Genomic DNA, 25,530 nt, shown 5'->3' with positions numbered 1-25,530 from the left:
CCCGCCATGGAGAGGACGCCCGGGCGACGCGTCCGGTTCCAAGCCGGGGCGGAAGTCCGGCGGAGCGCCCGGTCACCGGAATCGAACCCACATCGTGACCCGCAGTCCAGGCGCTAGGGTGCCGGTCATGACATGGCTGATCACAGGCGGTGCCGGGTACATCGGAGCGCACGTCGCCCGGGCGATGACACAGGCCGGCGAGCGGGTCGCCGTGCTGGACGACCTGTCCTCGGGCGTGCCCGCGCGGCTGCCCGCGGGCTGCGTGCTGGTGCGGGGCTCGGTGCTGGACCGCGAGCTGCTGGACCGTACGTTCGCGGAGCTGGGCGTGACCGGCGTGGTGCACCTGGCGGCGAAGAAGCAGGTCGGGGAGTCGGTGGAGAAGCCGCTCCTCTACTACCGGGAGAACCTGCACGGGCTGACCGTGCTGCTGGAGGCGGCCGTCGCCGCGGGCGTCCGCAGCTTCGTGTACTCCTCGTCCGCCGCCGTGTACGGCATGCCGGATGTGGAGCTCGTCACGGAGGACACCCCGTGCCTGCCGATGAACCCGTACGGCGAGACGAAGCTGGCCGGCGAGTGGCTGGTGCGGGCCACGGGCAAGGCGCACGGCCTGTCGACGGCCTGCCTGCGCTACTTCAACGTGGCGGGCGCGGCGGTGCCGGAGCTCGCGGACACCGGGATCTTCAACATCATCCCGATGATGTTCGACCGGCTCACCCGGGGCGAGGCGCCGCGGATCTTCGGCGACGACTACGCCACCCCGGACGGCACCTGCATCCGTGACTACATCCACATCGAGGACCTGGCGACCGCGCACCTCGCGGCGGCCCGCCGGCTGGCCGAGCGCACGGAGCCGGGCGACCTCACGCTGAACGTGGGCACGGGGCGGGGCGTCTCCGTACGGGAGATGGCCGACCTGATCGCCGCGGTGACCGGCCGCACGGAGCCCGCGCCGCTCGTGGAGCCGCGCCGTCCGGGTGATCCGGCGCGTGTCGTGGCGTCGAACGAGCTGATCGCGAAGGAGCTCGGCTGGAGCCCCGAGCACGACGTGCGCAGCATGGTCACGTCCGCGTGGGAGGGCTGGTGCCTGCATCACCCCGAGGCGCGGCAGAGCCTTCCGCAGGGCTGACGGCACCGCACGCAGGGTGATCGCCGCAGGTCGGCGAGACGCGCATCTTCGCAGGTCAGAGCACATGACAACGGTGTTCAGTGCCGCGTTGCCCGATACCCCCCACCCGTAGTTCACTGGGTCCCGGCCGGCAGCCGCCGGCCGGACGGGCACCCGTTTTCCGAGGGCGGCATCTCATGGGCGCAGGGCACGATCACGGTCACTCTCACGGGGGACCTCCGCCGGGTACGAGCGGCACGGCCGCGGCGGCGTACAAGGGGCGCCTGAGGATCGCGCTGGGCATCACGCTCACCGTGCTCCTGGCCGAGATCGCGGGCAGCGCGCTGACCGGCTCGCTGGCCCTGCTCGCGGACGCCGGGCACATGGCGACGGACGCGGTCGGGGTGGGCATGGCGCTGGTCGCGATCCACTTCGCGAACCGTCCGTCGAGCGGCCGGCGCACCTACGGGTACGCCCGGGCGGAGATCCTGGCGGCGCTGCTGAACTGCCTGCTGCTGCTCGGCGTGGGCGGGTTCATCCTCTACGAGGCCGTGGGGCGCCTGATGGACCCGGCCGACGTGCCGGGCGGCACGACGGTGATCTTCGGTCTGGTGGGCGTCGTCGCCAATCTGATCTCCCTGGCGCTGCTGATGCGCGGCCAGAAGGAGAGCCTGAACGTGCGCGGGGCGTTCCTGGAGGTCCTCTCGGACGCGCTGGGCTCCTTCGCGGTGGTCATCTCCGCAGTGGTGATCATGCTGACGGGGTGGACGCAGGCGGACCCGATCGCCTCGCTGCTGATCGGCCTGATGATCGTGCCGCGCACGCTGAAGCTGCTGCGGGAGGCGCTGGACGTCCTCCTGGAGGCCGCGCCGAAGGACGTCGACATGGACGCGATCCGGGCGCACATCATGGCGCTGCCGGGCGTGCAGGACCTGCACGACCTCCATGTGTGGACGATCACATCCGGAATGCCCGTGCTCTCCGCCCACGTGGTGGTCGACCACCTGGCGCTGGACTCGGTCGGGCACGAGAAGATGCTCCACGACCTGCAAGCCTGCCTGGGCGAGCACTTCGACGTGGAGCACTGCACCTTCCAGCTGGAGCCCGGCGGCCATGCGGAGCACGAGGCGAAGCTCTGTCATTGACGCCCCGGCCCGGTACGGCAGACTTGAGGGTCGAAGACCGACAACGAGGATGGTCAATGCCGATCACACCAGCCAATGGCCTCTCCGCCGACACCGCAGCGGTTCCCGCTCCGGAGGACTCAGCCGAACCGATCATGCTGGAGCTGGTCGACGAGGACGGCAGAACCATCGGCACGGCGGAGAAGCTCTCCGCCCACATCGCCCCCGGCAGACTGCACCGGGCGTTCTCGGTCTTCCTCTTCGACGACGAGGGCCGGCTGCTGCTCCAGCGGCGCGCGCTGGAGAAGTACCACTCCCCCGGCGTGTGGTCGAACACGTGCTGCGGCCACCCGTATCCGGGTGAGCCCCCGTTCGTGGCGGCGGCGCGCCGCACGGGCGAGGAGCTGGGGATCGCGCCCGCGCTGATGCGCGAGGCCGGGACCGTGCGCTACAACCACCCCGACCCGGACTCGGGCCTGGTGGAGCAGGAGTACAACCACCTCTTCGTGGGAATCGTGCGGGCCGAGCCGCGCCCGGCCCCCGAGGAGATCGCGGAGACCGCGTTCGTGACCCCGGACGAGCTGGACGCGCTGCGGGCGCGCTACCCGTTCTCGGCGTGGTTCATGACGGTGCTGGACGCGGCGCGGCCCGTGGTGCGCGAGGTCACCGGGGACGCGGCGGGCTGGTAGGCCCGCCGGCCGGCGCGGGGAGCGGCAGGGCGGCCCAGACCACCTTGCCGCCGCTCGCGGTGTGCTCGACGTCGCACATGCCGCCGGCCTCGGCGGAGATGGCCTGGACGAGCAGCAGCCCGCGGCCGCCGATGCGCTCGTCGTCGGCCTCCAGGGGCTTGGGCCGGTAGGGGTGGTCGTCCTCGACGGCCACCCGCACCCAGTGGCGGCCGATGGAGACCTCCACGGCGACCTCGGGCGAGAGCAGGGCCGCGTGCTGGACGGCGTTGGTGACCAGCTCCGAGACGATCAGCAGGAGCCCCTGGAACAGGTCGTCGCAGAGCGGCACGCGCTGGTGCCGGAGGAGGTCGCGGACGGCGTGCCTGGCCCGGGGGACGGAGGAGTGCAGCGCGGGAGCGGTGAAGCGCCAGGCTCCGTCGAATTCGACCGGGCTCCGGGGCGGGGCCTGCCCGCGGTCGGGCGGGACGCTCCCGAGGATTTCCATGTCCGATACCAACCCCTCACCATGGTCGACCGCACCCATGAGTGTTGGGAAGATGAGGGTCCGTACGGCGGGCTGACCACAAATCATCGGCTATCGACGGAGTTTGACCGGCTGCGTATGCCACGGTCACTCACGCGACTGTTCCTGGCCACCCTGTTCCGCGTTCCCTGAGCGGCGTGGAGTCAGGTATTCCGACAGGCCCGGCGGACGGCCCGGATAGCATCCGGCGCATGGAGCCTGCACTTCACCTGGACGTCGCCGGTGGCACCGCCACGGTTCGCATCGCCAACCCCGCCAAGCGGAACGCCATGACCACGGACATGTGGCGGGCCCTGCCCGGGCTGCTGGAGCGGTGCGCCGCCGATCCGGCCGTCCGGGTGCTGGTGCTCACCGGCGAAGGCGAAACGTTTTGCGCGGGGGCCGACATCTCCTCGCTGACCGAGGGCGCCGACCGCTCGCGGGACCTCGCGATCGCGGCCGAGGAGGCCCTGGCGGCCTTCCCCAAGCCCACGCTCGCCGCCGTGCGCGGCTACTGCGTGGGCGGCGGCTGCCAGCTCGCCGCCGCGTGCGACCTGCGGTTCGCCTCCGACGACGCGTCCTTCGGGGTGACCCCCGCGAAGCTCGGGATCGTCTACGGGCCCGCCTCCACCCGCCGGCTGGTCGAGCTGACCGGTCCGGCCACCGCCAAGTACTTGCTCTTCTCCGGCGAGCTGATCGACGCCGGGCGGGCGCTGCGGACGGGGCTCGTGGACGAGGTGTGGCCGCGGGAGGCGCTGGACCGGCGGGTCGCGGAGTTCGCCCGCGTGCTGGCCTCGCGGTCGCAGCTGACGCAGGCCGCGGCGAAGGAGTTCGCCGCGGGGCCCGCCTCCCCCGACCGGATCGCGCACTGGGCGGAGCAGGAGCGCGCCGGGGGCGACACGGCGGAGGGCGTGGCCGCGTTCCTGGAGCGCCGGCAGCCGCGGTTCGGGTGGACCGTGGGCGAGCGGACCCCGGAGTGCGCTGCGGAGCGCACCGCTTAGCACCGCGGACGGGCGGCCGGACCCCCGTGCCGGCCTTCCCGTCCCCGGGCCGCGGATCGACACCGCCCCGGGCCGCCTACGGGGCGCGCTGCCCGGCGAACCCGCTCAGCGGCCCTGGGGCCCCTGGGGCTTCACCAGCTGGGAGAGGTCCGCGGCCCGCCACTCGGCGACGAGGTCGGCGGGGGCCTTCTCCGGGGAGCCCGCGTCGTAGGGCGGCTGCGGGTCGTACTCGAGGAGCAGCTGGACGGACTGGGCGGCGCGGTCGCCCGCGATCCGGCCCGCGAGCGTCAGCGCCATGTCGATGCCGGAGGAGACGCCGGCGGCCGTGACGTACTTGCCGTCGAACACGACGCGTTCGCCGGTGGCCTCGACGCCGTAGGAGGCGAGCCGCTCCAGCATCAGCCAGTGCGACGTGGCGCGACGGCCCGTCAGCAGCCCGGCGGCGGCCAGGATCAGGGAGCCGGAGCACACCGACGTCGTCCAGGTGGTGGTGCGGTCGACGTGCCGCAGCCACTCGGCGACGGGCCCCGGGCCCATCTGGCCGCTCGGATCGGCCCCACCGGGGACGACGACGATGTCGGGGCCCGTGACCTCGGCGAGGGAGGCGTCGGCGACGAGGCCGAGGTTGCCCGTCTCGTTGCGCACGGGGCCGGGGCGCTCGGCGACGAGGACGACCTCGCTGCCCGGCAGGGGGCTGAGCGTGTCGAACGGGCCGATGGCGTCGAGGGCGGTGAAGCCGGGGTAGAGCAGGACGGCGATCTGCATGAGGTGCCTCGATTCTCGGGAGTCAGGCTGCCGTCAGGGGACGGAAGCGGCGCCGGTACTCGGCGGGTGAGGTGCCCAGGGCGCGGACGAAGGCGCGGCGCATGGCCTCGGGCGTGCCGTAGCCGCAGGCGCGCGAGACCTCCTCGACGCCGTCGCCGGTGTCCTCCAGCTGCCGGCGTGCGGCTTCCAGGCGGACCCGGTCGACGTAGCGGCCCGGCGTCATGCCGGTCTCGCTGTGGAAGGCGCGGGCGAAGTGCCGCGGGGAGAGGTCCGCGCGGGCCGCGAGCGCCTCGACGGACAGGTCGGCCGCGGGGTTCTCGACGATCCAGTGCTGGACGTCGCGCAGCCGCGGGCGGCTCGCGGTCTGGGCCGCGAGCGGGGCGCTGAACTGGGTCTGGTTGCCGGGGCGGCGCAGGAAGACGACGAGGTTGCGGGCGACGGCGAGCGCCCGTTCGCGGCCCAGGTCGTCCTCGACGAGGGCGAGGGCGAGGTCGATGCCCGCGGTGACGCCGGCCGAGGTGACGACGTTCCCGTCGCGTACGTAGATGGGGTCGGGCTCCACGCGGACGGCGGGGAAGCGCGCGGCGAGGGCGGCGCAGAACGCCCAGTGGGTCGTCGCGCGGCGGCCCTCCAGGAGGCCCGCGGCGGCGAGCAGGAACGCGCCCGTGCACACCGACACCACGCGCTCGGCGCGCGGCGCGTGCTCACGCAGCCAGGCGATGAGGCGCGGGTCGGGGGTGCGCGTGCCTTCGCCGCCCGGCACGAGCAGGGTGTGCGCGGCGGGGGCGTCGTGCAGCGCGGAGTCGGGCGTGACGCGCAGGCCGCTGCTGGTGCGCACGGGGCCACCGTCGAGGGTGGCGGTGTGCACGCGGTACGGGGTGGGGTCGCCGTTCCGCTGACCCGCTCCCGCGAACACCTCGGCGGGGCCCGTGAAGTCGAGGCTCTGGACCTCGTCGAACAGGACGATCAGCACGGAGCGGCGCTGCGGGCGGTGGCGCGTCATGGTCACCATGCTGGCCGTCCGGCCATATGGCCGCAATGACGAATACCCCACCTTTCCTGCCATCGCGACGGGGCGCGCGGCGTCCGTGGGGCACACCCCTTCCTGCCCGTACCGACCAGTCGGTAACGTGCGCTCATGACTTCTCTCACCGGGTCCCTGCCGGAGCGTGCCGGACGCCGCTGTCAGCAGCCCCTCAACACCCTTCACGCCACGGTGTACTTCTCGCCCGACATCGTGCGGGAGATGGGCGCGCTGGGGATCGAGGACCGCTCCGCGGTCAACATCGCCGGGCGGACGGCCGCGTTCGGGCGCGTCGGCGCGGGCACGGTCGCGGCCGCGTTCTACAACTACAACTACGAGCTGCTCGCCCGCCACCTCCCGGGCGTCTGGGACGTCGCCGCCCCGCAGGACGTCCTCGCCGCGCGGCTGCGCGCGGCCGACGCCACCCTGCGCCGGCTGCTCGGCGAGGACGCGATCGCCTCCCCGGAGATGGCCGAGGCGGCGGAGCTCGCCCTGCGCGCCACCGAGGGCTGCAGCCGCGGCGGCCGGCCCCTGTACTCCGCCCACGCCGACCTGCCCGTGCCCGAGGCGCCCCACCTCGCGCTCTGGCACGCCGCGACGCTGCTGCGCGAGCACCGGGGCGACGGTCACGTCATGGTGCTCGTACGGGCGGGCCTCGGCCCGGTCGAGGCGCTCGTCAGCCACAGCGCGACCGGCGGCGGCATGAGCGACAAGTGGCTCGTCCAGACGCGCGCCTGGTCCCCGGAGGTGCTGGAGGCCGGCCGGGAGCGGCTGCGGGCGCGCGGGCTGCTGGACGGGGCCGGCGAGCTGACGGAGGCGGGGAAGGCGCTGCGCGAGGAGCTGGAGGCGGAGACGGACCGCCTCGACGCCGCGCCGTACGAGCACCTGGGCTCGGCGGGCGTGGCGCGCCTCACCGAGCTGGGCTCGGCCTTCGCCAAGGCCGCAATGCTGGCGGGCGCGTTCCCGGCGGACCTGCTCGGCAACGGCTGAGGCGTCGCGGGCTCCCGGACGTAGGGCGCCGCGCGGTCGGGCGCGGCGCTGTCAGCGGCACCTGCCACAATGCAGTCCGCAGCCCGAAGAGAAAGCGGAGCGTGATCGTGACGGCAATTGGTGCGTCGCCCGGGGCGTCGATCGAAGGCAGGATCGCCGAGGAGCTCGGCGTGCGGGAGCGGCAGGTGAAGGCCGCGGTCGACTTGCTCGACGGCGGTTCGACCGTGCCGTTCATCGCCCGCTACCGCAAGGAAGCCACCGAGATGCTCGACGACGCGCAGCTGCGCACCGTCGAGGAGCGGCTGAGGTACCTGCGCGAGCTGGAGGAGCGCCGCACGGCGGTCCTGGAGTCCGTGCGCTCCCAGGGCAAGCTGGACGAGGCGCTGGAGGCGCGCATCCGCGCCGCCGACTCCAAGGCCCGCCTGGAGGACATCTATCTGCCCTTCAAGCCCAAGCGGCGCACGAAGGCGCAGATCGCGCGGGAGGCCGGCCTGGAGCCGCTGGCGGACGGCCTGCTCGCCGACCCGGGCACCGAGCCGCTCGCCGCGGCCGCCGCGTTCGCCGGCGCGGACAAGGGCGTCGCGGACGCGGCCGCCGCGCTGGAGGGAGCCCGGGCCATCCTCACCGAGCGGTTCAGCGAGGACGCCGACCTCATCGGCGAGCTGCGTGAGCGCATGTGGACGCGCGGGCGCGTCGCCGCGAAGGTCCGCGAGGGCAAGGAGGAGGAGGGCGCGAAGTTCGCCGACTACTTCGACTTCGCGGAGCCCTTCACCGAGCTGCCCTCGCACCGGGTGCTCGCCATGCTGCGCGGCGAGAAGGAAGAAATCCTCGACCTCACGCTGGACCCGGAGCCGGCGCAGGAGCCGGACGGGGCGGCGGCCGCGGGCCCGAGCGCGTACGAGCAGATGATCGCGCAGCGCTTCGGCATCGCGGACCGGGGCCGGCCCGCGGACAAGTGGCTGGGCGAGACGGTGCGCTGGGCCTGGCGCACGCGCGTCCTCGTCCACCTCGGGATCGACCTGCGGCTGCGGCTGCGGCAGGCCGCCGAGGACGAGGCGGTCCGCGTCTTCGCGGCGAACCTGCGCGACCTGCTGCTCGCCGCCCCGGCCGGCACCCGCGCCACGATGGGCCTCGACCCCGGCTTCCGCACGGGCGTGAAGGTCGCGGTCGTGGACGCGACGGGCAAGGTCGCCGCCACGGAGACGATCTACCCGCACGTCCCGCAGAACAAGTGGGACGCCTCGCTCGCGGCGCTGGCCCGGCTCGCCCGGGAGCACGGCGTCGAGCTCGTCGCCATCGGCAACGGCACGGCCTCCCGCGAGACGGACCGGCTGGCGGCCGATCTGATCTCCCGTCACCCGGAGCTGAAGCTCACGAAGGTGATGGTCTCCGAGGCCGGCGCCTCGGTCTACTCCGCCTCCGCGTTCGCCTCCCAGGAGCTGCCCGGGATGGACGTCTCGCTGCGCGGCGCGGTCTCGATCGCGCGGCGCCTCCAGGACCCGCTCGCCGAGCTCGTCAAGATCGACCCCAAGTCGATCGGCGTCGGCCAGTACCAGCACGACCTGTCCGAGGTGAAGCTGTCCCGCTCGCTCGACGCCGTCGTGGAGGACTGCGTCAACGGCGTCGGCGTCGACGTGAACACCGCGTCCGCGCCGCTGCTCGCGCGCGTCTCCGGCATCAGCTCCGGCCTCGCCGAGAACATCGTCGCCCACCGCGACTCCCACGGCCCCTTCCGCTCCCGGCGGGCGCTGAAGGACGTGGCCCGGCTGGGCCCCAAGGCGTACGAGCAGTGCGCGGGCTTCCTGCGCATCCGCGGCGGGGACGACCCGCTGGACGCCTCCAGCGTCCACCCCGAGGCCTACCCCGTGGTGCGGAAGATGGTGAAGAGCACGGGCGGCGAGGTCGCCTCCCTCATCGGCAACACGTCCGTGCTGCGCTCCCTGCGGCCTGACGAGTTCGTCGACGCGACGTTCGGTCTGCCGACGGTCACCGACATCCTGCGCGAGCTGGAGAAGCCCGGCCGGGACCCGCGGCCCGCGTTCAAGACGGCGAGCTTCAAGGAGGGCGTCGAGAAGATCGGCGACCTGGAGCCGGGGATGGTCCTGGAGGGCGTCGTCACCAACGTCGCCGCGTTCGGGGCGTTCGTGGACGTGGGCGTCCACCAGGACGGGCTGGTGCACGTGTCGGCCATGTCCCGGACGTTCGTGAAGGACCCGCGGGACGTCGTCAAGCCCGGTGACATCGTGCGGGTCAAGGTCATGGACGTCGACATCCCGCGCAAGCGGATCTCGCTGACGCTGCGGCTTGACGACGAGTCGCCGTCCGGCGGGGGTGGCGGGGGCAGCCGCCCGCGCCCGGAGCGGGGTGCCGAGCGCGGCGGACGCCGTGGTGCGGGCACGCCCCAGCGTGGTGCGGGGGCGCCCCAGCAGCGACGCGGCGGCCCCCGCGAGGCGGCTCCGCCGGTGAACGACGCAATGGCGGAGGCGCTGCGCCGGGCGGGGCTCCGCTAGCGCGGGGCGACGTACGGGCCGGGTCCGGCGGACTACGCATTCCGCCGGACCCGCGCCGTCGTGGCGTATCGCCGTTGCGGCGGGCATTTTTCACCTGGCCACGGCACGATGCCCCTGCACGCGCCGGTCGCAGCAAGCCCCTCCGCCGCAACGGCGACCCTCTGCCCGCCGGTCACGGCATGCGCCTTTCTTCCGCCGCGGCGATCAGCCACAACGTGGCAACCCGGCGGTGCCGAGCCGCGGCACGGTGGCCCCCCAACTGCCGGTCACGGCATGTGCCCGCCGTGCGGCCCCTCAGGTGTTCTCCCCCTCCCCGGAGGGGAAGTCCGGGACCGGGGACTCGTACAGCCACGCGGTCAGCAAGGGGCGTAGCGGGCGGCCCGCGGTGGACTCCGCGTGGGTCACGAAGCGTTCTGTGTCCGCCGTCGAGCCCCGGTGCGCCGTGTGCCAGGTGCGGAGGATCCGGAAGAAGCAGTCGTCGCCCACCGCCAGCCGCAAAGCGTGCAGCGTGCACGCGCCGCGTACGTAGATCCGGTCGTCGAAGAGCTGCCGCGGGCCGGGGTCGGCGATGCACAGGTCCTGTCCGCCGCAGGCGAGCCCCTGGCGGGCCGCCCGGGCGAGCGTGTCCGCGTCGTCCTCGCCGAGGTGTTCGGACCACAGCCACTCCGCGTACGTGGCGAAGCCCTCGTTGAGCCAGATGTGCCGCCAGTCGGCGACGCCGGCGCTGTTGCCGAACCACTGGTGGGCGAGCTCGTGGGCGACGAGGGTCTCGGAGCCCCGCCGCCCGTCGACGTGGTTGCGGCCGAAGACGGACAGCGTCTGGTTCTCGACGGGCACGGCGAGCTCCGCGTCGACGATGACGGCGCCGTAGGTCTCGAACGGGTAGGGGCCGAAGAAGCCGCTGAAGGCGCGCAGCATCCGCGGCTGCCGGGCCAGGTCGTGGCGGGCCTGTTCGGCGAGGTGGGCGGGGTAGGCGTTGCGGAGGGTGCCGCGGACGTCGTGGGTGAAGCGGCCGGTGCAGACGGCCGCGAGGTAGGAGGCCATGGGCCCGGGGTGGTGGTAGGTCCAGGCCGTGGAGTCCGCGGTCTCGCGGCGTTCCCTGAGGGTGCCGTTGGCCAGGACGTGGTGGCCCCGGGGCACGGTGACGGTGAAGGTGTAGGCGGCCTTGTCGTCGGGGCGGTCGTTGCACGGGAACCACGACGGCGCACCGACCGGCTGGGAGGCGACGAGGGTGCCGCCGTGGGCGTCCCCCGTACGGTCCCAGCCGATCGGCCCGAACGGCGTGCGGACGGGTCCGGGCCTGCCGCCGTAGTGGACGTCGGCGACGAACGGCTGCCCGGCGGCGAGGTCCCGCGGGGCGGCGAGCACGGCCTTGCCGCCGTGCTGGTGCACGGTGACGGGCCGCCCGTCGAGGTACGCGCTGCGCACCTTCAGCCGGGCGAGGTCGAGGGCGACGCGGCCGGTGCGCTCGTTGGCGACGGCCCGGATGCGGGCGTGGCCGTCGAGCCGGGCCCGGCCGGGGTCGTAGCCGAGCGTCAGGTCGTAGGCGAGGGTGCGGTGGCCGTCGGAGCCGTTGCGGGGGAAGTAGCGCGGCCCGCGGGCGGAGTGCAGGGCGGCGTCGGCGGCGGCCGCGGTCAGCGGGAGGGCCGCCGCGGCCCCGAGCAGGGCGCGGCGGCTGCACCGGAAGCGGTCGCGAAGGCTCATGCGACCGCCTCCGGGGTGCTCCCCGAGGGAATGGCGCCGGCGCCCGGCACCGGCGCCGCGCCCGCGATCGGGTTGCCCGCCCAGCGCGTGCCCGCCGGAACCGTCTCGCCGCGCATGACCAGGGAGGCCGGGGCGAGGGAGACGCCCGCGCCGACGGTGCTGCCGGGCAGGACGATGCCGTGCGGGCCGAGGGACGCTCCCGCGTCGAGGCGGACGGCGTCCATGCGCATGATCCGGTCGTGGAAGAGGTGCGTCTGGAGGACGCAGCCGCGGTTGACGGTGGCGCCGTCGCCGAGGGAGACGAGGTCGGTCTCGGGCAGCCAGTGCGTGTCGCACCAGACGCCGCGCCCGATGCGCGCACCGAGGCTGCGCAGCCACCAGTTGAGGACGGGTGTGCCGGTGAACGGCCCGGCCAGCCACGGCACGGCGAGGGTCTCGACGAAGGTGTCGTAGAGCTCGTTGCGCCAGACGAACGAGGACCACAGCGGGTGCTCGCCGGCGGTGAAGCGGCCCACGAGGAGCCACTTGGCCGCGGTGGTGGTCAGGCCGGCGGCGAGGCCCGCGGCCAGCAGCAGCGGGGCGCCCACCGCGGCGGCGAGCAGCAGGCCGCCGGTGTCGAGGGCGTCCTGCTCGGCGAGGAGGACGAGCTCCGCGAGGGCGAAGCCGGCCATCAGCGGGAGCACGCGGCACAGTTCGACGGCGGCGCGGGCGGCCACGAGGCGGCGCGCCGGCTCGAAGGTGCGGTGCGCGTCGGTGACGGCCGCCTTGCGCGGCAGCGGCATCGCGGGGCGGCCGAGCCAGGAGCTGCCGGGTTCGCTGTGCTCGGGCGCGTCGGAGAGGACGCCGATCAGGGCGTGGTCGGGCACGCTGCGGCCGGGGCCGACGATCCCGGAGTTGCCGACGAAGGCGCGCCGGCCGATGTGCGCGGTGCCCAGGCGGAGCCGGCCGCCGCGCAGTTCGTACGGGGCGACGAGCGTGTCGTCGGCGAGGAACGCACCGTCGCCGACGGTGAGGAGGGAGGGCAGCGGGAGGACGGTCGAGATTTCGGCACGCCGGCCGACACGGGCGCCGAGGAGGCGCAGCCACACGGGCGTGGCGAGGCTCGCGTAGAGCGGGAAGAGGCTCGCCCGGGCGCCGTCCAGGAGCCGGGTGACGAGCCAGGCGCGCCAGGCGACGGCGCCCCACGCCGGGTGGTCGCCGGGCCGGATGCCCCGGCCGAGCAGGCGTACCGCGGCGGCGACGAGGAGGGCCCAGGACAGGCTGCCGGCGATGGTGAGCACGGGGACGGCGGCGAGCAGCGTCAGGGAGACGGACAGCAGGGTGGTGCAGTCCTTGACGAGGTAGTAGGTGCCGACGAGCGCGGGCAGGGCGGCGAGGAACGGCAGGAGGGGCAGGGCGCCCAGCGTGAGGGCGTAGGCGGCCTTCGCGCGCGGGGAGGGGAGCGCGGGCGCTCCGGCCGGTACGGGCTCGGCGCGGCCGGTGCTGCGGGCCGGCGACCCTTCCCACCGCTCCCCCGCCGCGGCGTGACCGTCCAGGCAGGCTCCGGGCGCGAGTTCGGCGCCCGGAGCGAGGGTCGCTCCGGGCATCATCGTGCTGCGGTGGCCCGCCCGGGCTCCCGCGCCGAGGGTGATGCGGCCGATGTGCAGGTCGTCGCCGTCGAGCCACCAGCCGGAGATGTCGGCCTCGGGCTCCACGGAGCAGCCGTCGGCGAGGGTGGCGAGGCCGGTCACGGGCGGCATGGCGTGCAGGGCCACGCCGCGGCCGGTGGTGCAGCCGAGGGCCCGCGCGTACCGGGCGGCCCAGGGGGTGCCCAGGAGCGCGGGGACCCCGAAGGAGGCGACGGTGCGTTCGGCGGCCCACAGCCGGATGTGCACGCGGCTGCCGCGCCGGTACGTGCCGGGTGCGATGCCGCGGGTCAGCAGGCGTGCGGCCGTGGCGCCGACGGCGAGGCGGGCGGGGGCGCTGAGGAGGACGAGCCAGCCGGCGAGCACCAGCCACCAGGAGGTGTGCGGGGCCCACTGCCGGGGCGCCAGCAGACCGAGGACGTCGTCGGCGGCGGCGAGGGCGACGAGCCCGCGCAGCCCGGCGACGCCGAACAGGGCGGTCTGTACGAGGATCTGGGCCGCGCCGGCGCGTCTGCGCACGGGGCGGACCGTGCGGGCGGCGTGCTCGGGGCGGGGGCCGGGGGCGGTGAGGGAGTCGAGGTGGGCGGCCATGTCGCGCAGGACGGGGTGCCGGTAGAGGCCGGCGACGGAGACCCCGGGGTGGTGCTCGCGCAGGGCGGAGGCCATACGGGCGGCGGTGAGGCTGGTCCCGCCGAGGGCGGTGAAGTCGGAGCCGGCGGTGGGCCGGGTGCCGAGGTGGAGCTCCCACAGGCCGGCCAGGCGGGCGGCGGTGCCGTGCAGTTCGCCGCCGTCCGGTTCGCTGCCGCCCGCTTCGGCGCCGGTCCCGGCGGGTCCGGGCGGCGGCCAGGGCAGGGCGTCGCGGTCGACCTTGCCGGAGGTGCGGGTGGGCAGGCCGGCGAGCTCGCTGAGGACGGGCACGAGCGCGGCGGGCAGGCGCTCGGCCAGCAGCGCTCTGGCCTCCTCGCGCCGGTAGGAGGCGTCCGGTACGACGTAGCCGACGAGGATGTGCCCGCCGGCAAGCGTGTTCCGTACGGCCGCGGCCGCCCCGCGCACGCCCGGCAGGGCGCCGAGCGCCGCGTCGATCTCGCCGAGTTCGACGCGCCGGCCGCCGAGCTTGATCTGGTCGTCGGCGCGGCCCGCGAAGACCAGGCCCTCGGGGTCGGCCCGGACGAGGTCGCCGGTGCGGTAGGCACGGGGGTCGCCGAGGGCGGGCGAGGGGCGGAAGCGGTCGGCGTCCTTGACCGGGTCGAGGTAGCGGGCGTTCCCGGCGCCGGCGACGACGAGTTCGCCCTCGGTGCCGTACGGCACCGCTTCCCCGGCCTCGTCGACCACGGCCAGCCGCCAGCCGGCCAGGGGCAGCCCGATGCGGACGGGCTCGCCGGGCAGCAGGCGCGCGGCGCAGGCGACGACGGTGGTCTCGGTGGGGCCGTAGGTGTTCCACATCTCGCGGCCGGGCACGGCGAAGCGGCTGACGAGGCCCGCGGGGCACGCCTCGCCGCCGACGATCAGCAGGCGCACCCGGTCGAGGGTCTCCGGGGGCCAGAGCGCGGCCAGGGTCGGCACGGTGGAGACGACGGTGATGCCGCGCTCGGCGAGCCAGGGCCCGAGCTCGTGGCCGGCGCGGACGAGGGAGCGGGGCGCGGGGACCAGGCAGGCGCCGTGCCGCCAGGCCAGCCACATCTCCTCGCAGGAGGCGTCGAAGGCGACGGACAGGCCGGCCAGTACGCGGTCGCCGGGGCCGAGGGGCGCGTCCTGGAGGAACAGCCCGGCCTCGGCGTCCACGAAGGCGGCGGCGCTGCGGTGGGTGACGGCGACGCCCTTGGGGGCGCCGGTGGAGCCGGAGGTGAAGATGATCCAGGCGTCGTCGCCGGGGCGGACGGGGCGGGCGGGCCGCGTGTTCCCAGGGGTGGAACCGTGCGCCGGGGAGAGCCGGCCGCCCGGGCCGAGGACCGCGCGGACGCCTGCCTCGCCGAAGACGGTGGCGGCACGCTCGTCGGGGTCGTCGGCGTCGACGGGCACGTAGGCGGCCCCGCAGCGCAGGACCGCGAGGATCGCCAGGTAGAGGTCGGCGGTGCCGGAGGGGACGCGGACGCCCACGCGGTCGCCGGGGCCGATGCCCGCCCGGTGCAGGAACGCGGCCCGGCGGGCGACCTCGTCGCACAGGGCCCGGTAGCTGAGGACCTCGCCCGCGGCGTCGAGGGCCGGAGCGCCGGGGTGGCTCGCCGCGGTGGCGTCGAGGATGTCGAGCAGGGTGCGCGGCGGAGCCGGCGGGGCGCCGCCGTAGAGCGCCCGGGCTCTGTGCGGGGTGCCGGGTACGGAGACGGTGGAGTGGGACATCGGGGCGGCCTCACTAGATGCCGTGGTGCGGTGGTGGAACGGGCGTCCTTCGGACGTCCGACACCACAGACGGCGGGTCGCGCGAGACCGGTTCGTATCCCGGTGCCAACATTCCGTAAATCGAACAGAGTCCGTACAGCCCCGTACGGCCCCGGGAAACCGCGATGACCCGCCCGCCGCAGGGGATTTGCGGCCGGCAGGTCAGGCGGTACGGCCGTGCGCCTTGGGGAAGGTTTGGCCTGGACCTGGAGTTGTTTTCGGACACCCGTGGGGCAGCGGCGTCAGAGCTCCGTAAGGCGTCCCTGTGAAACCTCTATGCGGCGGGTCGTGTGGACCGCGTCCAGCATCCGGCGGTCGTGCGTGACCAGGAGCAGCGTGCCGTTGTACGAGGCCAGGGCCGACTCCAGCTGCTCGATGGCCGGCAGGTCCAGGTGGTTCGTGGGCTCGTCCAGGACCAGGAGGTTCACGCCGCGGGCCTGGAGCAGGGCCAGCGCCGAGCGCGTCCGCTCCCCCGGGGAGAGGGTGGCGGCCGGGCGCAGCACGTGGTCGGCCTTCAGGCCGAACTTCGCCAGCAGCGTGCGCACGTCGGCGGGCGCGAGCTCGGGGACGGCCGCGCCGAAGGCCTCCAGCAGCGTCTCCGTGCCGAAGAACAGGGCGCGCGCCTGGTCGACCTCGCCGACGACGACGCCCGGGCCGAGCGCGGCGTGCCCGGCGTCCAGCGGCAGCCGGCCGAGGAGCGCGGCCAGCAGCGTGGACTTGCCGGAGCCGTTGGCGCCGGTGACGGCGATCCGGTCGGCCCAGTCGACCTGGAGGTCGGCGGGGCCGAAGGTGAAGGAGCCGCGGCGCACCTCGGCGCCGCGCAGGGTGGCCACGACGGCGCCGGAGCGCGGGGCCGCGGCGATCTCCATGCGCAGCTCCCACTCCTTGCGGGGCTCCTGGACGACGTCGAGCCGCTCGATGAGCCGCTCGGTCTGCCGGGCCTTGGCGGCCTGCTTCTCGGTGGCCTCGCTGCGGAACTTGCGGCCGATCTTGTCGTTGTCGGTCGCCTTGCGGCGGGCGTTCTTGACGCCCTTCTCCATCCAGTTCCGCTGGGTGCGGGCGCGCGCCTCCAGCCCGGCCCGGGTGTCCGCGTACTCGTCGTAGGCCTCGCGGGCGTGCCGGCGGACGGTCTCGCGCTCCTCCAGATAGGCGGCGTAGCCACCGCCGTAGAGCCGGATCTCCTGCTGGGCGTGGTCGAGCTCCAGGACCTTGGTCACGGTGCGGGTGAGGAACTCGCGGTCGTGGCTGACGACGACGGTGCCGGCGCGCAGCCCGGTGACGAAGGACTCCAGGCGGGCCAGCCCGTCGAGGTCGAGGTCGTTGGTGGGCTCGTCCAGGAGGAAGACGTCGTAGCGGCTCAGCAGCAGGGAGGCGAGCCCGGCGCGGGCGGCCTGCCCGCCGGAGAGGCTGGTCATGGGCCGGTCGAGCCCCACGGCGAGGCCGAGGGTGGCGGCGACCTCCTCGGCGCGCTCCTCCAGGTCCGCCCCGCCCAGCCCGAGCCAGCGGTCCAGGCTCACGGCGTACGCGTCGTCGGCGCCCGGCGCGCCCTCCACGAGCGCCTGGGTGGCGGCGTCGAGCTCGGCCTGGGCCCGCGCGACCCCGGTCCGGCGGGCCAGGAAGTCCCGCACGCTCTCCCCGGGGCGCCGGTCCGGCTCCTGCGGCAGGTGCCCGACGGTGGCCGTGGGCGGGCTGAGCGAGATCCCGCCCTCCTCGGCCCCGCCCAGCCCCGCGAGCAGCCGCAGCAGGGTCGACTTCCCGGCGCCGTTGGCCCCGACCAGTCCGATGACGTCACCGGGCGCGACGACGAGGTCGAGCCCGGAGAAGAGGGTGCGGTCGCCGTGTCCGGCGGCCAGGTTCTTGGCGACGAGGGTGGCACTCATATCCCGACGACTCTAACCGGCGGCGGGGGTGCTTTCGTACCGGTTTTCGGGGAGGTCGCGGGGGCACCTGCCCGAACGAGCGAACAACCTCCCGGACCGGCCGCGGGCCCGTGTCCGCTGGGGCAGCATGCCGGGCATGAATGCTGGTCGGAACGGACCCCCTCTGGTCAGGTGCTCGCACTGCCGCAACGCGATGTGGTGGGACGTGACGTACCCCTACAAGCCGACGTGGTACTGCTCCGTGTGCACCTTCCCGCCTGACCGGCAGCGCAGCGCCCACGCCGCTCCCCCGCAGTGCCCCGAGGGGTGTGCGAGCGCTGTGATCCAGACGGGGGACGACGGAAGCAGGACGTTCGTCTGCCACCGCAAGTAGGAAGGCGCCGCACCACCTGCGGCGCCCTGTCGCCCGGTTTTACAGTGGCCGCATGGCGAGCGGAGAGCACGACCGGGAGCAGCGGCACGTGTTCGGTGACGACGCCGAGCAGTACGACACGGCGCGGCCGGGCTACCCGGGCCGGCTGGTCGACGATGTCCTGGACTTCGCCGCCCTTCCCGAAGGCGTCCCCGCCGTCGAGGTCGGTGCCGGGACCGGCAAGGCGACGCTCGCCTTCGCCGCGCGCGGCACCCCGGTGACGTGCGTCGAGCCGGACGCGCGGATGGCTCGGGTGCTGCGGAGCCGCTGCACGGAGATGCCGCACGTCGCCGTCGAGGTCGCCGACTTCGAGACGTGGCGCCCGGACCGGCCCTACGGGCTGCTGTACTGCGCCCAGGCCTGGCACTGGGTCGACCCGGCGGTGCGGTGGGCACGGGCGCGGACGGCCCTGCGCCCGGGCGGGGCGCTGGCCCTCTTCTGGAACCACTGGCACCTGGAGGACCGCGGCCTGGCCGAGCGGCTGACGGCCCTCCACGCCCGGCAGGGGATGGAGATACCGCCCTACACCCTCCTCGATCCGCGCCCCCGTCCGGCCCGTCGCGGTCCGCAGGCGCGCCAGTGGCGCGAGATGGAGGCGGACGGCGGCTTCAGCGACGTGGCACACCGGCTGTACGAGACCACGCACGAGCGCACCCCGTCCGGGCTGATCGAGCTGCTCGCCTCCTTCTCCGGCTACCGGGTGCTCCCGGCGGCGGTGCGTGAACGGCTCTTCCGGGACGTGGCCCGGGTCGTGGAGGAAGGCGGCGGAAGCGCCGGGGTGCGGGTGACGAGCAGCCTGTTCCTGGCGCGGAGCCGGGCCTGACACCGGTCGGCCTCCGGTGCCGGGCCCGGCCGAAGGGCCGTTCCTTCAGCTTCTACGGCACATGCACCAGCGACGGCACCCCCAGCCCCCGCGGGGTCGCGGGCTTCGTGCGGGCGCCGCCCGAGGTGGCGCGGGCGAAGGCCCGGTAGCCGCCGACGAGCGGCAGGTCGGCCGAGGTGTCGCTGAGGTCCACCGTGACGTGCGGGGTGGTGGAGGCGGGTTCGATGAGGCCCGCGTCCGTGCCGGCGACGATCAGGGCCAGGCGGTGGCCCGCCGGGACGACGTGGTCGGTGGCGGCGAGGCCGAGCGTCATCGTGTAGGGCTCGCCGGGGGTCAGGGGCCCGCCCTTGCCCGAGCCGTCCCAGTGGCCGAGGTCGGCCCAGCCGCGGCTGAAGACCGTGTGGCCGACCCGGGCCGTGGCCGCCTCGGTGCGCTTGTAGCAAGCGCTGTCACCGGTGGTGCTGCTGCCCCAGCAACTGCGGTCGGCCAGGGTGCGGATGCCCTCGCCGGAGGCCGCGTAGTCGCGGATGGTGGCGGGCCCCAGGTCCACGAGGACGGCGGACAAATGGGCCGAGGTGGTGGACGGGGTCACCGTCAGGCTCACTGCCGACGAGCCGGAGAGCCGCAGGTCGCGGCTGAGCGGCGGGGTGACGAAACCGGCCTTGCCGGGCGTGGGCTTGTCGATGGCCGCGGCCCAGTCGCTCTCGTTCAGCTTCGGGTCGTCGGTGAACGCGGCGGTGGCGCCCTGCGGCGCGGGCGTCAGGCCCAGCGTGCCGACGCCCGCGACGGGCCCGGCGCCCGGGCGCAGCGCGGTCGTACGGGTGCCGGCCGGCGGCCAGGCGCGGTCGGTGGACCACTGGTCGGGGGCGCGCTCGACGTCGGCCATGGGCTCGCGCTCGATGCCGTTGTCGTAGCCGAGGAGGTAGTGGTCGAACCAGCGGTGGAGGGTGGGCACCCAGGCCTCGCGGCGGAAGTCGAAGGGGTCGACGTGCCCGGTCTGGGAGAGCCAGACCTTGCGCTCGACACCGTTCTCCGCGAGGGCGTCCCACCACTGGCCGAAGTGCTTGGTTCGTACATTGAGGTCCTGCATGCCGTGGACGGCGAAGACGCTGGCGCGCACGTTCCCGGCGTCCTTGACGTAGTCGCGGTCCTCCCACAGCGGCGTCCGGTCGCCGTTGCGCGGGGCGCCCTCGACGAGCGCGCGCTGTACGGCCTGGCAGCGGCCGCGCGCCGCGGGGCTCTCGATGCCGTTGGACAGGCCGTCGGGGCCGCCGTCGTAGAGGGCCGCGCCCTGGGCGAAGTAGTAGTCGTACCAGGAGCTGATGGCGCCGATGGGGACGATGGTCTTCAGGCCTTCGACGCCCGTCGCGGCGACGCCGTTGGCGATGGTGCCGTCGTAGCTCTTGCCGATCATTCCGACGGCCCCGGTGGTCCAGCCGGCCGTGGCGGCGTCGGTCCCGCCGCGCGTGGTGTAGCCGCGCGCCCGGCCGTTCAGCCAGTCGACGACGGCCTTGGCGGACTCGATGTCGGACCGGCCGCCGATGTCGACGCACCCGTCGGAGCGGTTGGTCCCCGCGAGGTCCACGAGGACCACGGCATAGCCGCGCGGCACGAAGTAGTTGTCGTAGTACAGCGGGAACTGGACCGGCCGTCCTTGCGCGTCGTACGTCTTCTTCTGGCTCTCGTTGCCGCGGCCGCAGCACGAGTAGTACGGGCTGGCGTCCATGATGACGGGGACGCGCTTGCCCTGCTCCGCCGCCTCCCGCGGCCGGATGATGTCCACGGCGACCCGGTCGGTCCGGCCGTCGCCGTCGGCGTCGACGCGGGTGTCGACCCAGACGGATTCGCGGACGGCGCGGTCGTACGAGTAGACCGGTGTGCTCTCCCCGCGGCGTGCCGGGGCGGCCTGCGCGCCGCCGGGCGGCGACACGAGAACCGTCAACAGGGCGGCCACGGCCGCCAGTACGAGTGATGTCCAGGGTATGCGGGCAGCCCGCCGGTGTCTGATCACGGCCGGACCGTAACGCTGCCGGGGCGGGAAACAGAAGGGGTGACGACGGCTTCAGGAGTTGACGGCCGCCCCGCTGCATGACGCGCACATGTCGATCACATGTCGGAAGGCGCCATGGACATACCCCCTTGCTTGGTGAGTACATAGGGTTCGAGTGATCGTTCTCCTCTACGAGTTGGAGTGACTCGTGCGTCAGAGACTCATCGTTCCGAGCACGGCCGCTGCCGCCTTCCTGCTGCTCGCGGTCCCGGCCTCGGCGGCGGACGCCACGCCCGGCGCCCCGGGTGCCGGGGACTCGTACTACCCGGACGCCGGCAACGGCGGCTACGACGTCTCCCACTACGACCTGCGGCTGAAGTACCAGCCCAAGACGGACCGGCTGGAGGGCACGGCGACCCTGCTCGCGACCCCCACCCAGGCGCTGTCCCGGTTCAACCTCGACTTCACGCTCGACGTGAGCGAGGTGCTCGTCAACGGCAAGAAGGCCGCCCACAAGCAGTCGGGCGCCCACGAGCTGGAGATCACCCCCGCCGGGCCCCTGGAGAAGGGCAAGCCCGTCAGCGTCGTGGTCCGCTACAGCGGCGTCCCCTCCGCCGTGAAGATCAACGGTTACTCGGCGTGGAAGCGCACCCCCGACGGCGGTGTCATCGCCCAGGAACCGGAGTCGGCGGCCTGGTGGTTCCCCAGCAACGACCACCCCACCGACAAGGCCACCTACGACATCTCCGTGTCCGTACCGGACGACGTCCAGGCCATCAGCAACGGCGTGCTCGCCTCCCAGACCTCCAAGCTCGGCTGGACGCGCTACAACTGGCGCTCCACCAAGCCCCAGGCCACCTACCTGACGACCCTCGCCGTCGGCAAGTTCGACATCACCACGGACACGACCGCGAGCGGCCTGCCCGTCGTCAACGCCTACAGCAAGGACCTCGGCGACAACCTCGCGCCGGCCAAGGCCAGCATCGAGCGCACCGCCGAGATCATCGACTGGGAGAGCACGGTCTTCGGCACGTACCCCTTCACCGCCGTCGGCGGGTACGTGCCGAACGTGACGTCCTCCTACGCCCTGGAGACCCAGACCCGGCCCTTCTACAGCCCCTCGTCGTTCGCGAGCGGGGCCAACCAGTCGATCGTCGTGCACGAGCTCGCCCACCAGTGGTTCGGCGACAGCGTCTCCGTCAAGGACTGGCGCGACATCTGGGTGAACGAGGGCTTCGCCACGTACGCCCAGTGGCTGTGGTCGGAGAAGGAGGGCGAGGGCACCGCCCAGGAGCTCGCCGAGTACGTCTACAACAGCGTCCCCGCCGAGAACGACTTCTGGAAGGTCAAGCCCGGTGACCCGGGCGCGGACCGGCAGTTCGACCGCGCCGTCTACAACCGCGGGGCCGTCGCCCTCCAGGCGCTGCGCAACACCGTCGGGGACAAGGCGTTCTTCTCGATCCTCAAGCAGTGGCCGGCGGAGAAGCGGTACGGCAACGCCTCCGTGCAGGACTTCGTGCAGTTCGCCGAGAAGGCCTCCGGCAAGAAGCTCGCCCCGCTCTTCGACACGTGGCTGTTCCAGCCGTCGAAGCCGGCCACGCTGCCGGCTCCGGCCACGGCCGCGGACGGCGGGGCCGCGAAGGCGAAGAAGTCCGTGACCTCCGGTCTCATTCCGCCCAAGTCGTGGAAGCAGATCCAGGACGCGGAGCGCGCCCACCGGCACTGACCGCTCCGGTGCCCGCCCCGCGCACGAGGCGCGGGGCGGGCACCGCCGGTTTCACAGCGGCGGTGGCACAGCAATACTGTTCGACACCGACGGGTGCGGAACAGAGAGCGAGGTGCCGCCCATGGCCACGGAAGCGGAGCCGGGGACCGGGCCGGGGGCCGGGACCGGCGAACCGGCCCTGACGGTGGACGAACTGGCCGCCCGGGCCGGGGTGACCGTCCGGACCGTGCGCTTCTACAGCACCCGCGGGCTGCTGCCGCCGCCCGAGCTCGGCCCCCGCCGGGTCGGGCGCTACGGGCCCGCCCACCTCTCCCGGCTCGCCCTCATCGAGGAGCTCCAGCACCAGGGCCTGACCCTCGCCGCCATCGAGCGCTACCTGAACCGGCTCCCCGAGGGCCTCAGCGCCCAGGACCTGGCCATCCACCGCGCCCTCGTGGCCTCCTGGATGCCGGACGAGGCCGAGGACACCAGCCGGGAGGAGCTGGAGCGGCGGGCGGGCCGCGCCCTCACCGAGGAGGACGTCGACCGGCTCGCCGCGATGAACGTCCTGGAGCGGGACGGCTCCGGCGGCGGCTTCCGGGTCGACCCGGGCCTCCTCCACCTCGGCGTCCGGCTGCTGGACGTGCCGATCGCCCCGGAGGCGATCCTCGCCGCGCGGACGGTGCTGCTGGAGCACGCCCGCGCCGCCGCGCGGGAGCTGTCACGGCTCTTCCGCGACGAGGTGGAGACGCGGACGCCGGACGTCGCGGCGATGAAGTCGCTGTCGGCCCATATGCAGCCGCTCGTCATCCAGGCGCTGGTCACGGCGTTCCAGCGCTCACTGAACGAGGAACTGCGGGCAGCGTACGGGGACGCGGAGCGGGGCACCTGACCGGTGCGGCGGCGTACGGGGCCCTGCGCGGTCCGGCACCGCCGATCAGGTACGCGGTGGCGCTTCGCCGTTGCGGCGGGTAGTTCGGTTGCTGCCGCCGCCGCGGCGATCAACCCCCACCGCGGCGACCGGCGGTGCCGAACCAGTCGGCCGTGTCAGAACCGCTCCCCCCGTTCCGCCTTCTCCAGCAGCAGGGCCGACGGCTCGAACCGCTCGCCGTACGTCGCCGCGAGCTCCCGCGCGCGGGTCACGAAGCCCGCCGGGCCGCCCTCGTAGCCGTTGATGTACTGCAACGCGCCGCCCGTCCAGCCGGGGAAGCCGATGCCCAGGATCGAGCCGATGTTGGCGTCCGCGACGGACGTCAGGACGCCCTCCTCCAGGCACCGGACCGTGTCCAGCGCCTCCGAGAACAGCATCCGCTCCTTCATGTCCTCGAAGGGGACGGCCGCGTCCTCGCGCGTGAAGTGCTCGCGCAGCCCCGGCCACAGCCCGGCCCGCTTGCCGTCCGCGTAGTCGTAGAAGCCGGCGCCGCCGCTGCGGCCCGTGCGGCCGAACTCCTCGACCATGCGGTCGATGACCGCGTCCGCGGGGTGCGGCATCCACGTCCCGCCGTCCGCCTCCACGGCGCGCCGCGTCTCCTCGCGGATCTTCCGCGGCAGGGTGAAGGTCAGCTCGTCCATGAGGGAGAGCACCTTCGCCGGATAGCCGGCCTGCGCGGCGGCCTGCTCGACCGAGGCCGGGTCGACGCCCTCGCCGACCATGGCCACGCCCTCGTTGATGAACCGGCCGATGACGCGCGAGGTGAAGAAGCCGCGCGAGTCGTTGACGACGATGGGCGTCTTGCGGATCTGCCGCACGAGGTCGAAGGCGCGGGCGAGCGCCTCGTCGCCGGTCCGCTCGCCCTTGATGATCTCCACGAGCGGCATCTTGTCGACGGGCGAGAAGAAGTGCAGGCCGACGAAGTCCGCGGGCCGCTCGACGCCCTCGGCGAGGACGGTGATGGGCAGCGTGGAGGTGTTGGAGCACAGCAGCGCGTCGGGCGCGACGACCTGCTGGACCTCCTGGAAGACCTTCTGCTTGAGCGCGGTGTCCTCGAAGACCGCCTCGATGACGGCGTCGCAGCCGGCGAGGGCGGCCACGTCCGCGGTGGGGGTGATGCGGGCGAGCAGGGCGTCCCGCTTCTCCTCCGTGGTGCGGCCCTTGGCGAGCGCCTTGGCCAGCAGGCCCTCGGAGTAGGCCTTGCCCTTGCGCGCGGCCTCCTCCGACACGTCCTTGAGGACGACCTCGATGCCGGCCCTGGCGCAGGCGTAGGCGATGCCCGCGCCCATCATGCCGGCGCCGAGGACGGCGACCTTCCGCACCTGGCGCGGGGCGACGCCGGCCGGGCGGCTGGCACCGGAGTTGACGGCCTGGAGGTCGAAGAAGAACGCCTGGATCATGTTCTTCGAGGTGCGGCCGGTGACGAGCTCGGTGAAGTAGCGGGCCTCGATGACCTGCGCGGTCTCGAAGTCGACCTGGGAGCCCTCGACCGCGGCGGCCAGGATGTTGCGCGGCGCAGGGTAGGGGGCGCCGCCGAGCTGCTTGCGCAGGTTGGCCGGGAAGGCCGGCAGGTTCGCGGCGAAGCGGGGGCTGGCCGGCGTACCGCCGGGGATCTTGTAGCCCTTGACGTCCCAGGGCTGCTGCGACGCCGGGTGGTCGTCGATGAAGGCCCGGGCCTTGGCCAGGAGTTCGTCCCGGTCGGCGGCCACCTCGTGGACGAGACCGGCCTCCAGGGCGCGCCGCGCGTCGTACTGGGTGCCCTGGAGCAGCACCTTCAGCAGGGCGTCGGTGATGCCGAGGAGCCGTACCGTACGGGTGACGCCGCCGCCTCCGGGCAGCAGGCCCAGGGTGACCTCGGGGAGGCCGATCTTCGTGCCGGGGGTGTCGAGCGCGATGCGGTGGTGGCAGGCGAGCGCGATCTCGTAGCCGCCGCCGAGGGCCGCGCCGTTGACGGCGGCGACGACGGGCACGCCGAGGGTCTCGATGCGGCGCAGGTCGCGCTTGATGACCATGCTGCCCTCGAAGACGCGCTGCGCGTCGGCGGGGGTCGCGGCGATCAGCTCGCGCAGGTCGCCGCCGGCGAAGAAGCTCTTCTTCGCGGAGGTGAAGATGATGCCGCGCACGGACGCCGGGTCCGCCCGGAGCTCCGCCTCCAGGCGGTCGGCGACCGCCGCGAGGGAGGCCTTGAAGGCCTCGCCCATGGTGTTGGCGGACTGCTCGGGGTCGTCCAGGACGAGGGTGACGACGCCGTCGTCGCTCCGCTCCCAGCGGATGGTGCTGCGCTCGCTCATGTGGATGCTCTCCATGGGGGTGTGTCGTCAGTCGCCGGACTGGTGGGATGGGGGGCCGGGGGGCCGCGTGACCGGCCTTGGGG

Annotated in this window: 17 protein-coding genes; 9 read left to right on the top strand and 8 right to left on the bottom strand. The window is 74.1% G+C overall.

Going from position 1 to position 25,530, the window contains the following annotated elements; translation table 11 throughout:
* The first annotated feature begins 127 nt into the window (after positions 1–127).
* From galE to idi, 3 genes are all read left to right on the top strand, one after another.
* On the top strand, positions 128–1,126 hold the full coding sequence (galE, locus tag PS271_RS25365) for a UDP-glucose 4-epimerase GalE (protein ID WP_398384905.1): 999 nt from the start codon (positions 128–130) through the stop codon (positions 1,124–1,126).
* 176 nt (positions 1,127–1,302) lie between these two features.
* A complete protein-coding gene (locus tag PS271_RS25360) occupies positions 1,303–2,250 on the top strand; it encodes a cation diffusion facilitator family transporter (RefSeq protein ID WP_398384903.1) in 948 nt (315 codons plus the stop codon).
* Between the two features lie 56 nt (positions 2,251–2,306).
* Positions 2,307–2,918 (top strand): isopentenyl-diphosphate Delta-isomerase, encoded by a 612-nt coding sequence (gene idi, locus PS271_RS25355; protein WP_356289078.1) that lies wholly within the window; start codon positions 2,307–2,309, stop codon positions 2,916–2,918.
* On the opposite strand, the gene PS271_RS25350 is transcribed toward idi, so the two are convergent.
* On the bottom strand, positions 2,893–3,402 hold the full coding sequence (locus PS271_RS25350) for an ATP-binding protein (protein ID WP_120758451.1): 510 nt from the start codon (positions 3,400–3,402) through the stop codon (positions 2,893–2,895). The genes idi and PS271_RS25350 overlap by 26 nt on opposite strands.
* Positions 3,403–3,632: 230 nt before the next feature.
* On the opposite strand from PS271_RS25350, the gene PS271_RS25345 reads away from it, so the two are divergent.
* Complete coding sequence (locus tag PS271_RS25345; protein WP_398384901.1) at positions 3,633–4,421, top strand: enoyl-CoA hydratase/isomerase family protein; 789 nt, start codon at positions 3,633–3,635, stop codon at positions 4,419–4,421.
* 105 nt (positions 4,422–4,526) lie between these two features.
* Here the strand turns inward: PS271_RS25345 and PS271_RS25340 are convergent, their stop codons facing one another.
* Positions 4,527–5,186 (bottom strand): DJ-1/PfpI family protein, encoded by a 660-nt coding sequence (locus PS271_RS25340; protein ID WP_398384900.1) that lies wholly within the window; start codon positions 5,184–5,186, stop codon positions 4,527–4,529.
* Positions 5,187–5,208: 22 nt separating this feature from the next.
* The gene (locus tag PS271_RS25335) at positions 5,209–6,189 is read right to left on the bottom strand and encodes a GlxA family transcriptional regulator (protein ID WP_398384898.1); all 981 of its coding nucleotides are present in this window, start codon (positions 6,187–6,189) and stop codon (positions 5,209–5,211) included.
* Positions 6,190–6,324: 135 nt separating this feature from the next.
* Here PS271_RS25335 and PS271_RS25330 point away from each other — a divergent pair, with 135 nt between their 5' ends.
* Positions 6,325–7,200, top strand: a complete 876-nt coding sequence (locus tag PS271_RS25330; protein WP_398384896.1) for an SCO6745 family protein — start codon at positions 6,325–6,327, stop codon at positions 7,198–7,200.
* A gap of 107 nt (positions 7,201–7,307) precedes the next feature.
* Positions 7,308–9,710 carry a Tex family protein gene (locus PS271_RS25325; RefSeq protein ID WP_398384895.1) on the top strand — a complete coding sequence of 801 codons (2,403 nt, stop codon included), beginning with the start codon at positions 7,308–7,310 and terminating at the stop codon, positions 9,708–9,710.
* A 294-nt stretch (positions 9,711–10,004) separates the two neighbouring features.
* Here the strand turns inward: PS271_RS25325 and PS271_RS25320 are convergent, their stop codons facing one another.
* The 3 genes from PS271_RS25320 to PS271_RS25310 all read right to left on the bottom strand — a co-directional run bounded on the left by PS271_RS25320 (position 10,005) and on the right by PS271_RS25310 (position 17,295).
* On the bottom strand, positions 10,005–11,414 hold the full coding sequence (locus PS271_RS25320; RefSeq protein WP_398384893.1) for a M1 family metallopeptidase: 1,410 nt from the start codon (positions 11,412–11,414) through the stop codon (positions 10,005–10,007).
* Positions 11,411–15,376, bottom strand: a complete 3,966-nt coding sequence (locus PS271_RS25315) for a Pls/PosA family non-ribosomal peptide synthetase (protein ID WP_398384891.1) — start codon at positions 15,374–15,376, stop codon at positions 11,411–11,413. Before PS271_RS25315 ends, PS271_RS25320 begins: the two co-directional genes overlap by 4 nt.
* A 281-nt stretch (positions 15,377–15,657) precedes the next feature.
* Entirely contained in the window at positions 15,658–17,295 is a 1,638-nt protein-coding gene (locus tag PS271_RS25310) for an ABC-F family ATP-binding cassette domain-containing protein (RefSeq protein ID WP_398384890.1), read from the bottom strand.
* 425 nt (positions 17,296–17,720) lie between these two features.
* Here PS271_RS25310 and PS271_RS25305 point away from each other — a divergent pair, with 425 nt between their 5' ends.
* On the top strand, positions 17,721–18,530 hold the full coding sequence (locus PS271_RS25305; protein ID WP_398384889.1) for a class I SAM-dependent methyltransferase: 810 nt from the start codon (positions 17,721–17,723) through the stop codon (positions 18,528–18,530).
* A 52-nt stretch (positions 18,531–18,582) separates the two neighbouring features.
* On the opposite strand, the gene PS271_RS25300 is transcribed toward PS271_RS25305, so the two are convergent.
* Complete coding sequence (locus tag PS271_RS25300; RefSeq protein ID WP_398384887.1) at positions 18,583–20,541, bottom strand: Xaa-Pro dipeptidyl-peptidase; 1,959 nt, start codon at positions 20,539–20,541, stop codon at positions 18,583–18,585.
* A gap of 187 nt (positions 20,542–20,728) precedes the next feature.
* On the opposite strand from PS271_RS25300, the gene PS271_RS25295 reads away from it, so the two are divergent.
* Positions 20,729–22,246 carry a M1 family metallopeptidase gene (locus tag PS271_RS25295; RefSeq protein ID WP_398384886.1) on the top strand — a complete coding sequence of 506 codons (1,518 nt, stop codon included), beginning with the start codon at positions 20,729–20,731 and terminating at the stop codon, positions 22,244–22,246.
* 121 nt (positions 22,247–22,367) lie between these two features.
* On the top strand, positions 22,368–23,117 hold the full coding sequence (locus tag PS271_RS25290; RefSeq protein WP_398384885.1) for a MerR family transcriptional regulator: 750 nt from the start codon (positions 22,368–22,370) through the stop codon (positions 23,115–23,117).
* 155 nt (positions 23,118–23,272) lie between these two features.
* Here PS271_RS25290 and PS271_RS25285 read toward each other — a convergent pair whose 3' ends face one another.
* Entirely contained in the window at positions 23,273–25,447 is a 2,175-nt protein-coding gene (locus PS271_RS25285) for a 3-hydroxyacyl-CoA dehydrogenase NAD-binding domain-containing protein (RefSeq protein WP_398384883.1), read from the bottom strand.
* Positions 25,448–25,530: the final 83 nt, after the last annotated feature.

This window comes from Streptomyces sp. SCA2-17 (assembly GCF_044336695.1).
Note: the sequence above shows the minus strand (reverse complement) of the source record. Positions and strands in the feature narration are given on the sequence as shown.

What these genes read in the sequence shown, in the direction of transcription:
- PS271_RS25310 (WP_398384890.1), bottom strand. Translation starts at nt 17,295, where the DNA reads ATGAGTGCCACCCTCGTCGCCAAGAACCTGGCCGCCGGACACGGCGAC.
- PS271_RS25305 (WP_398384889.1), top strand. Translation starts at nt 17,721, where the DNA reads ATGGCGAGCGGAGAGCACGACCGGGAGCAGCGGCACGTGTTCGGTGAC.
- PS271_RS25340 (WP_398384900.1), bottom strand. Translation starts at nt 5,186, where the DNA reads ATGCAGATCGCCGTCCTGCTCTACCCCGGCTTCACCGCCCTCGACGCC.
- PS271_RS25345 (WP_398384901.1), top strand. Translation starts at nt 3,633, where the DNA reads ATGGAGCCTGCACTTCACCTGGACGTCGCCGGTGGCACCGCCACGGTT.
- PS271_RS25320 (WP_398384893.1), bottom strand. Translation starts at nt 11,414, where the DNA reads ATGAGCCTTCGCGACCGCTTCCGGTGCAGCCGCCGCGCCCTGCTCGGG.
- PS271_RS25360 (WP_398384903.1), top strand. Translation starts at nt 1,303, where the DNA reads ATGGGCGCAGGGCACGATCACGGTCACTCTCACGGGGGACCTCCGCCG.
- PS271_RS25290 (WP_398384885.1), top strand. Translation starts at nt 22,368, where the DNA reads ATGGCCACGGAAGCGGAGCCGGGGACCGGGCCGGGGGCCGGGACCGGC.
- PS271_RS25285 (WP_398384883.1), bottom strand. Translation starts at nt 25,447, where the DNA reads ATGAGCGAGCGCAGCACCATCCGCTGGGAGCGGAGCGACGACGGCGTC.
- PS271_RS25350 (WP_120758451.1), bottom strand. Translation starts at nt 3,402, where the DNA reads ATGGAAATCCTCGGGAGCGTCCCGCCCGACCGCGGGCAGGCCCCGCCC.
- galE (WP_398384905.1), top strand. Translation starts at nt 128, where the DNA reads ATGACATGGCTGATCACAGGCGGTGCCGGGTACATCGGAGCGCACGTC.
- idi (WP_356289078.1), top strand. Translation starts at nt 2,307, where the DNA reads ATGCCGATCACACCAGCCAATGGCCTCTCCGCCGACACCGCAGCGGTT.
- PS271_RS25335 (WP_398384898.1), bottom strand. Translation starts at nt 6,189, where the DNA reads ATGACGCGCCACCGCCCGCAGCGCCGCTCCGTGCTGATCGTCCTGTTC.
- PS271_RS25330 (WP_398384896.1), top strand. Translation starts at nt 6,325, where the DNA reads ATGACTTCTCTCACCGGGTCCCTGCCGGAGCGTGCCGGACGCCGCTGT.
- PS271_RS25315 (WP_398384891.1), bottom strand. Translation starts at nt 15,376, where the DNA reads ATGTCCCACTCCACCGTCTCCGTACCCGGCACCCCGCACAGAGCCCGG.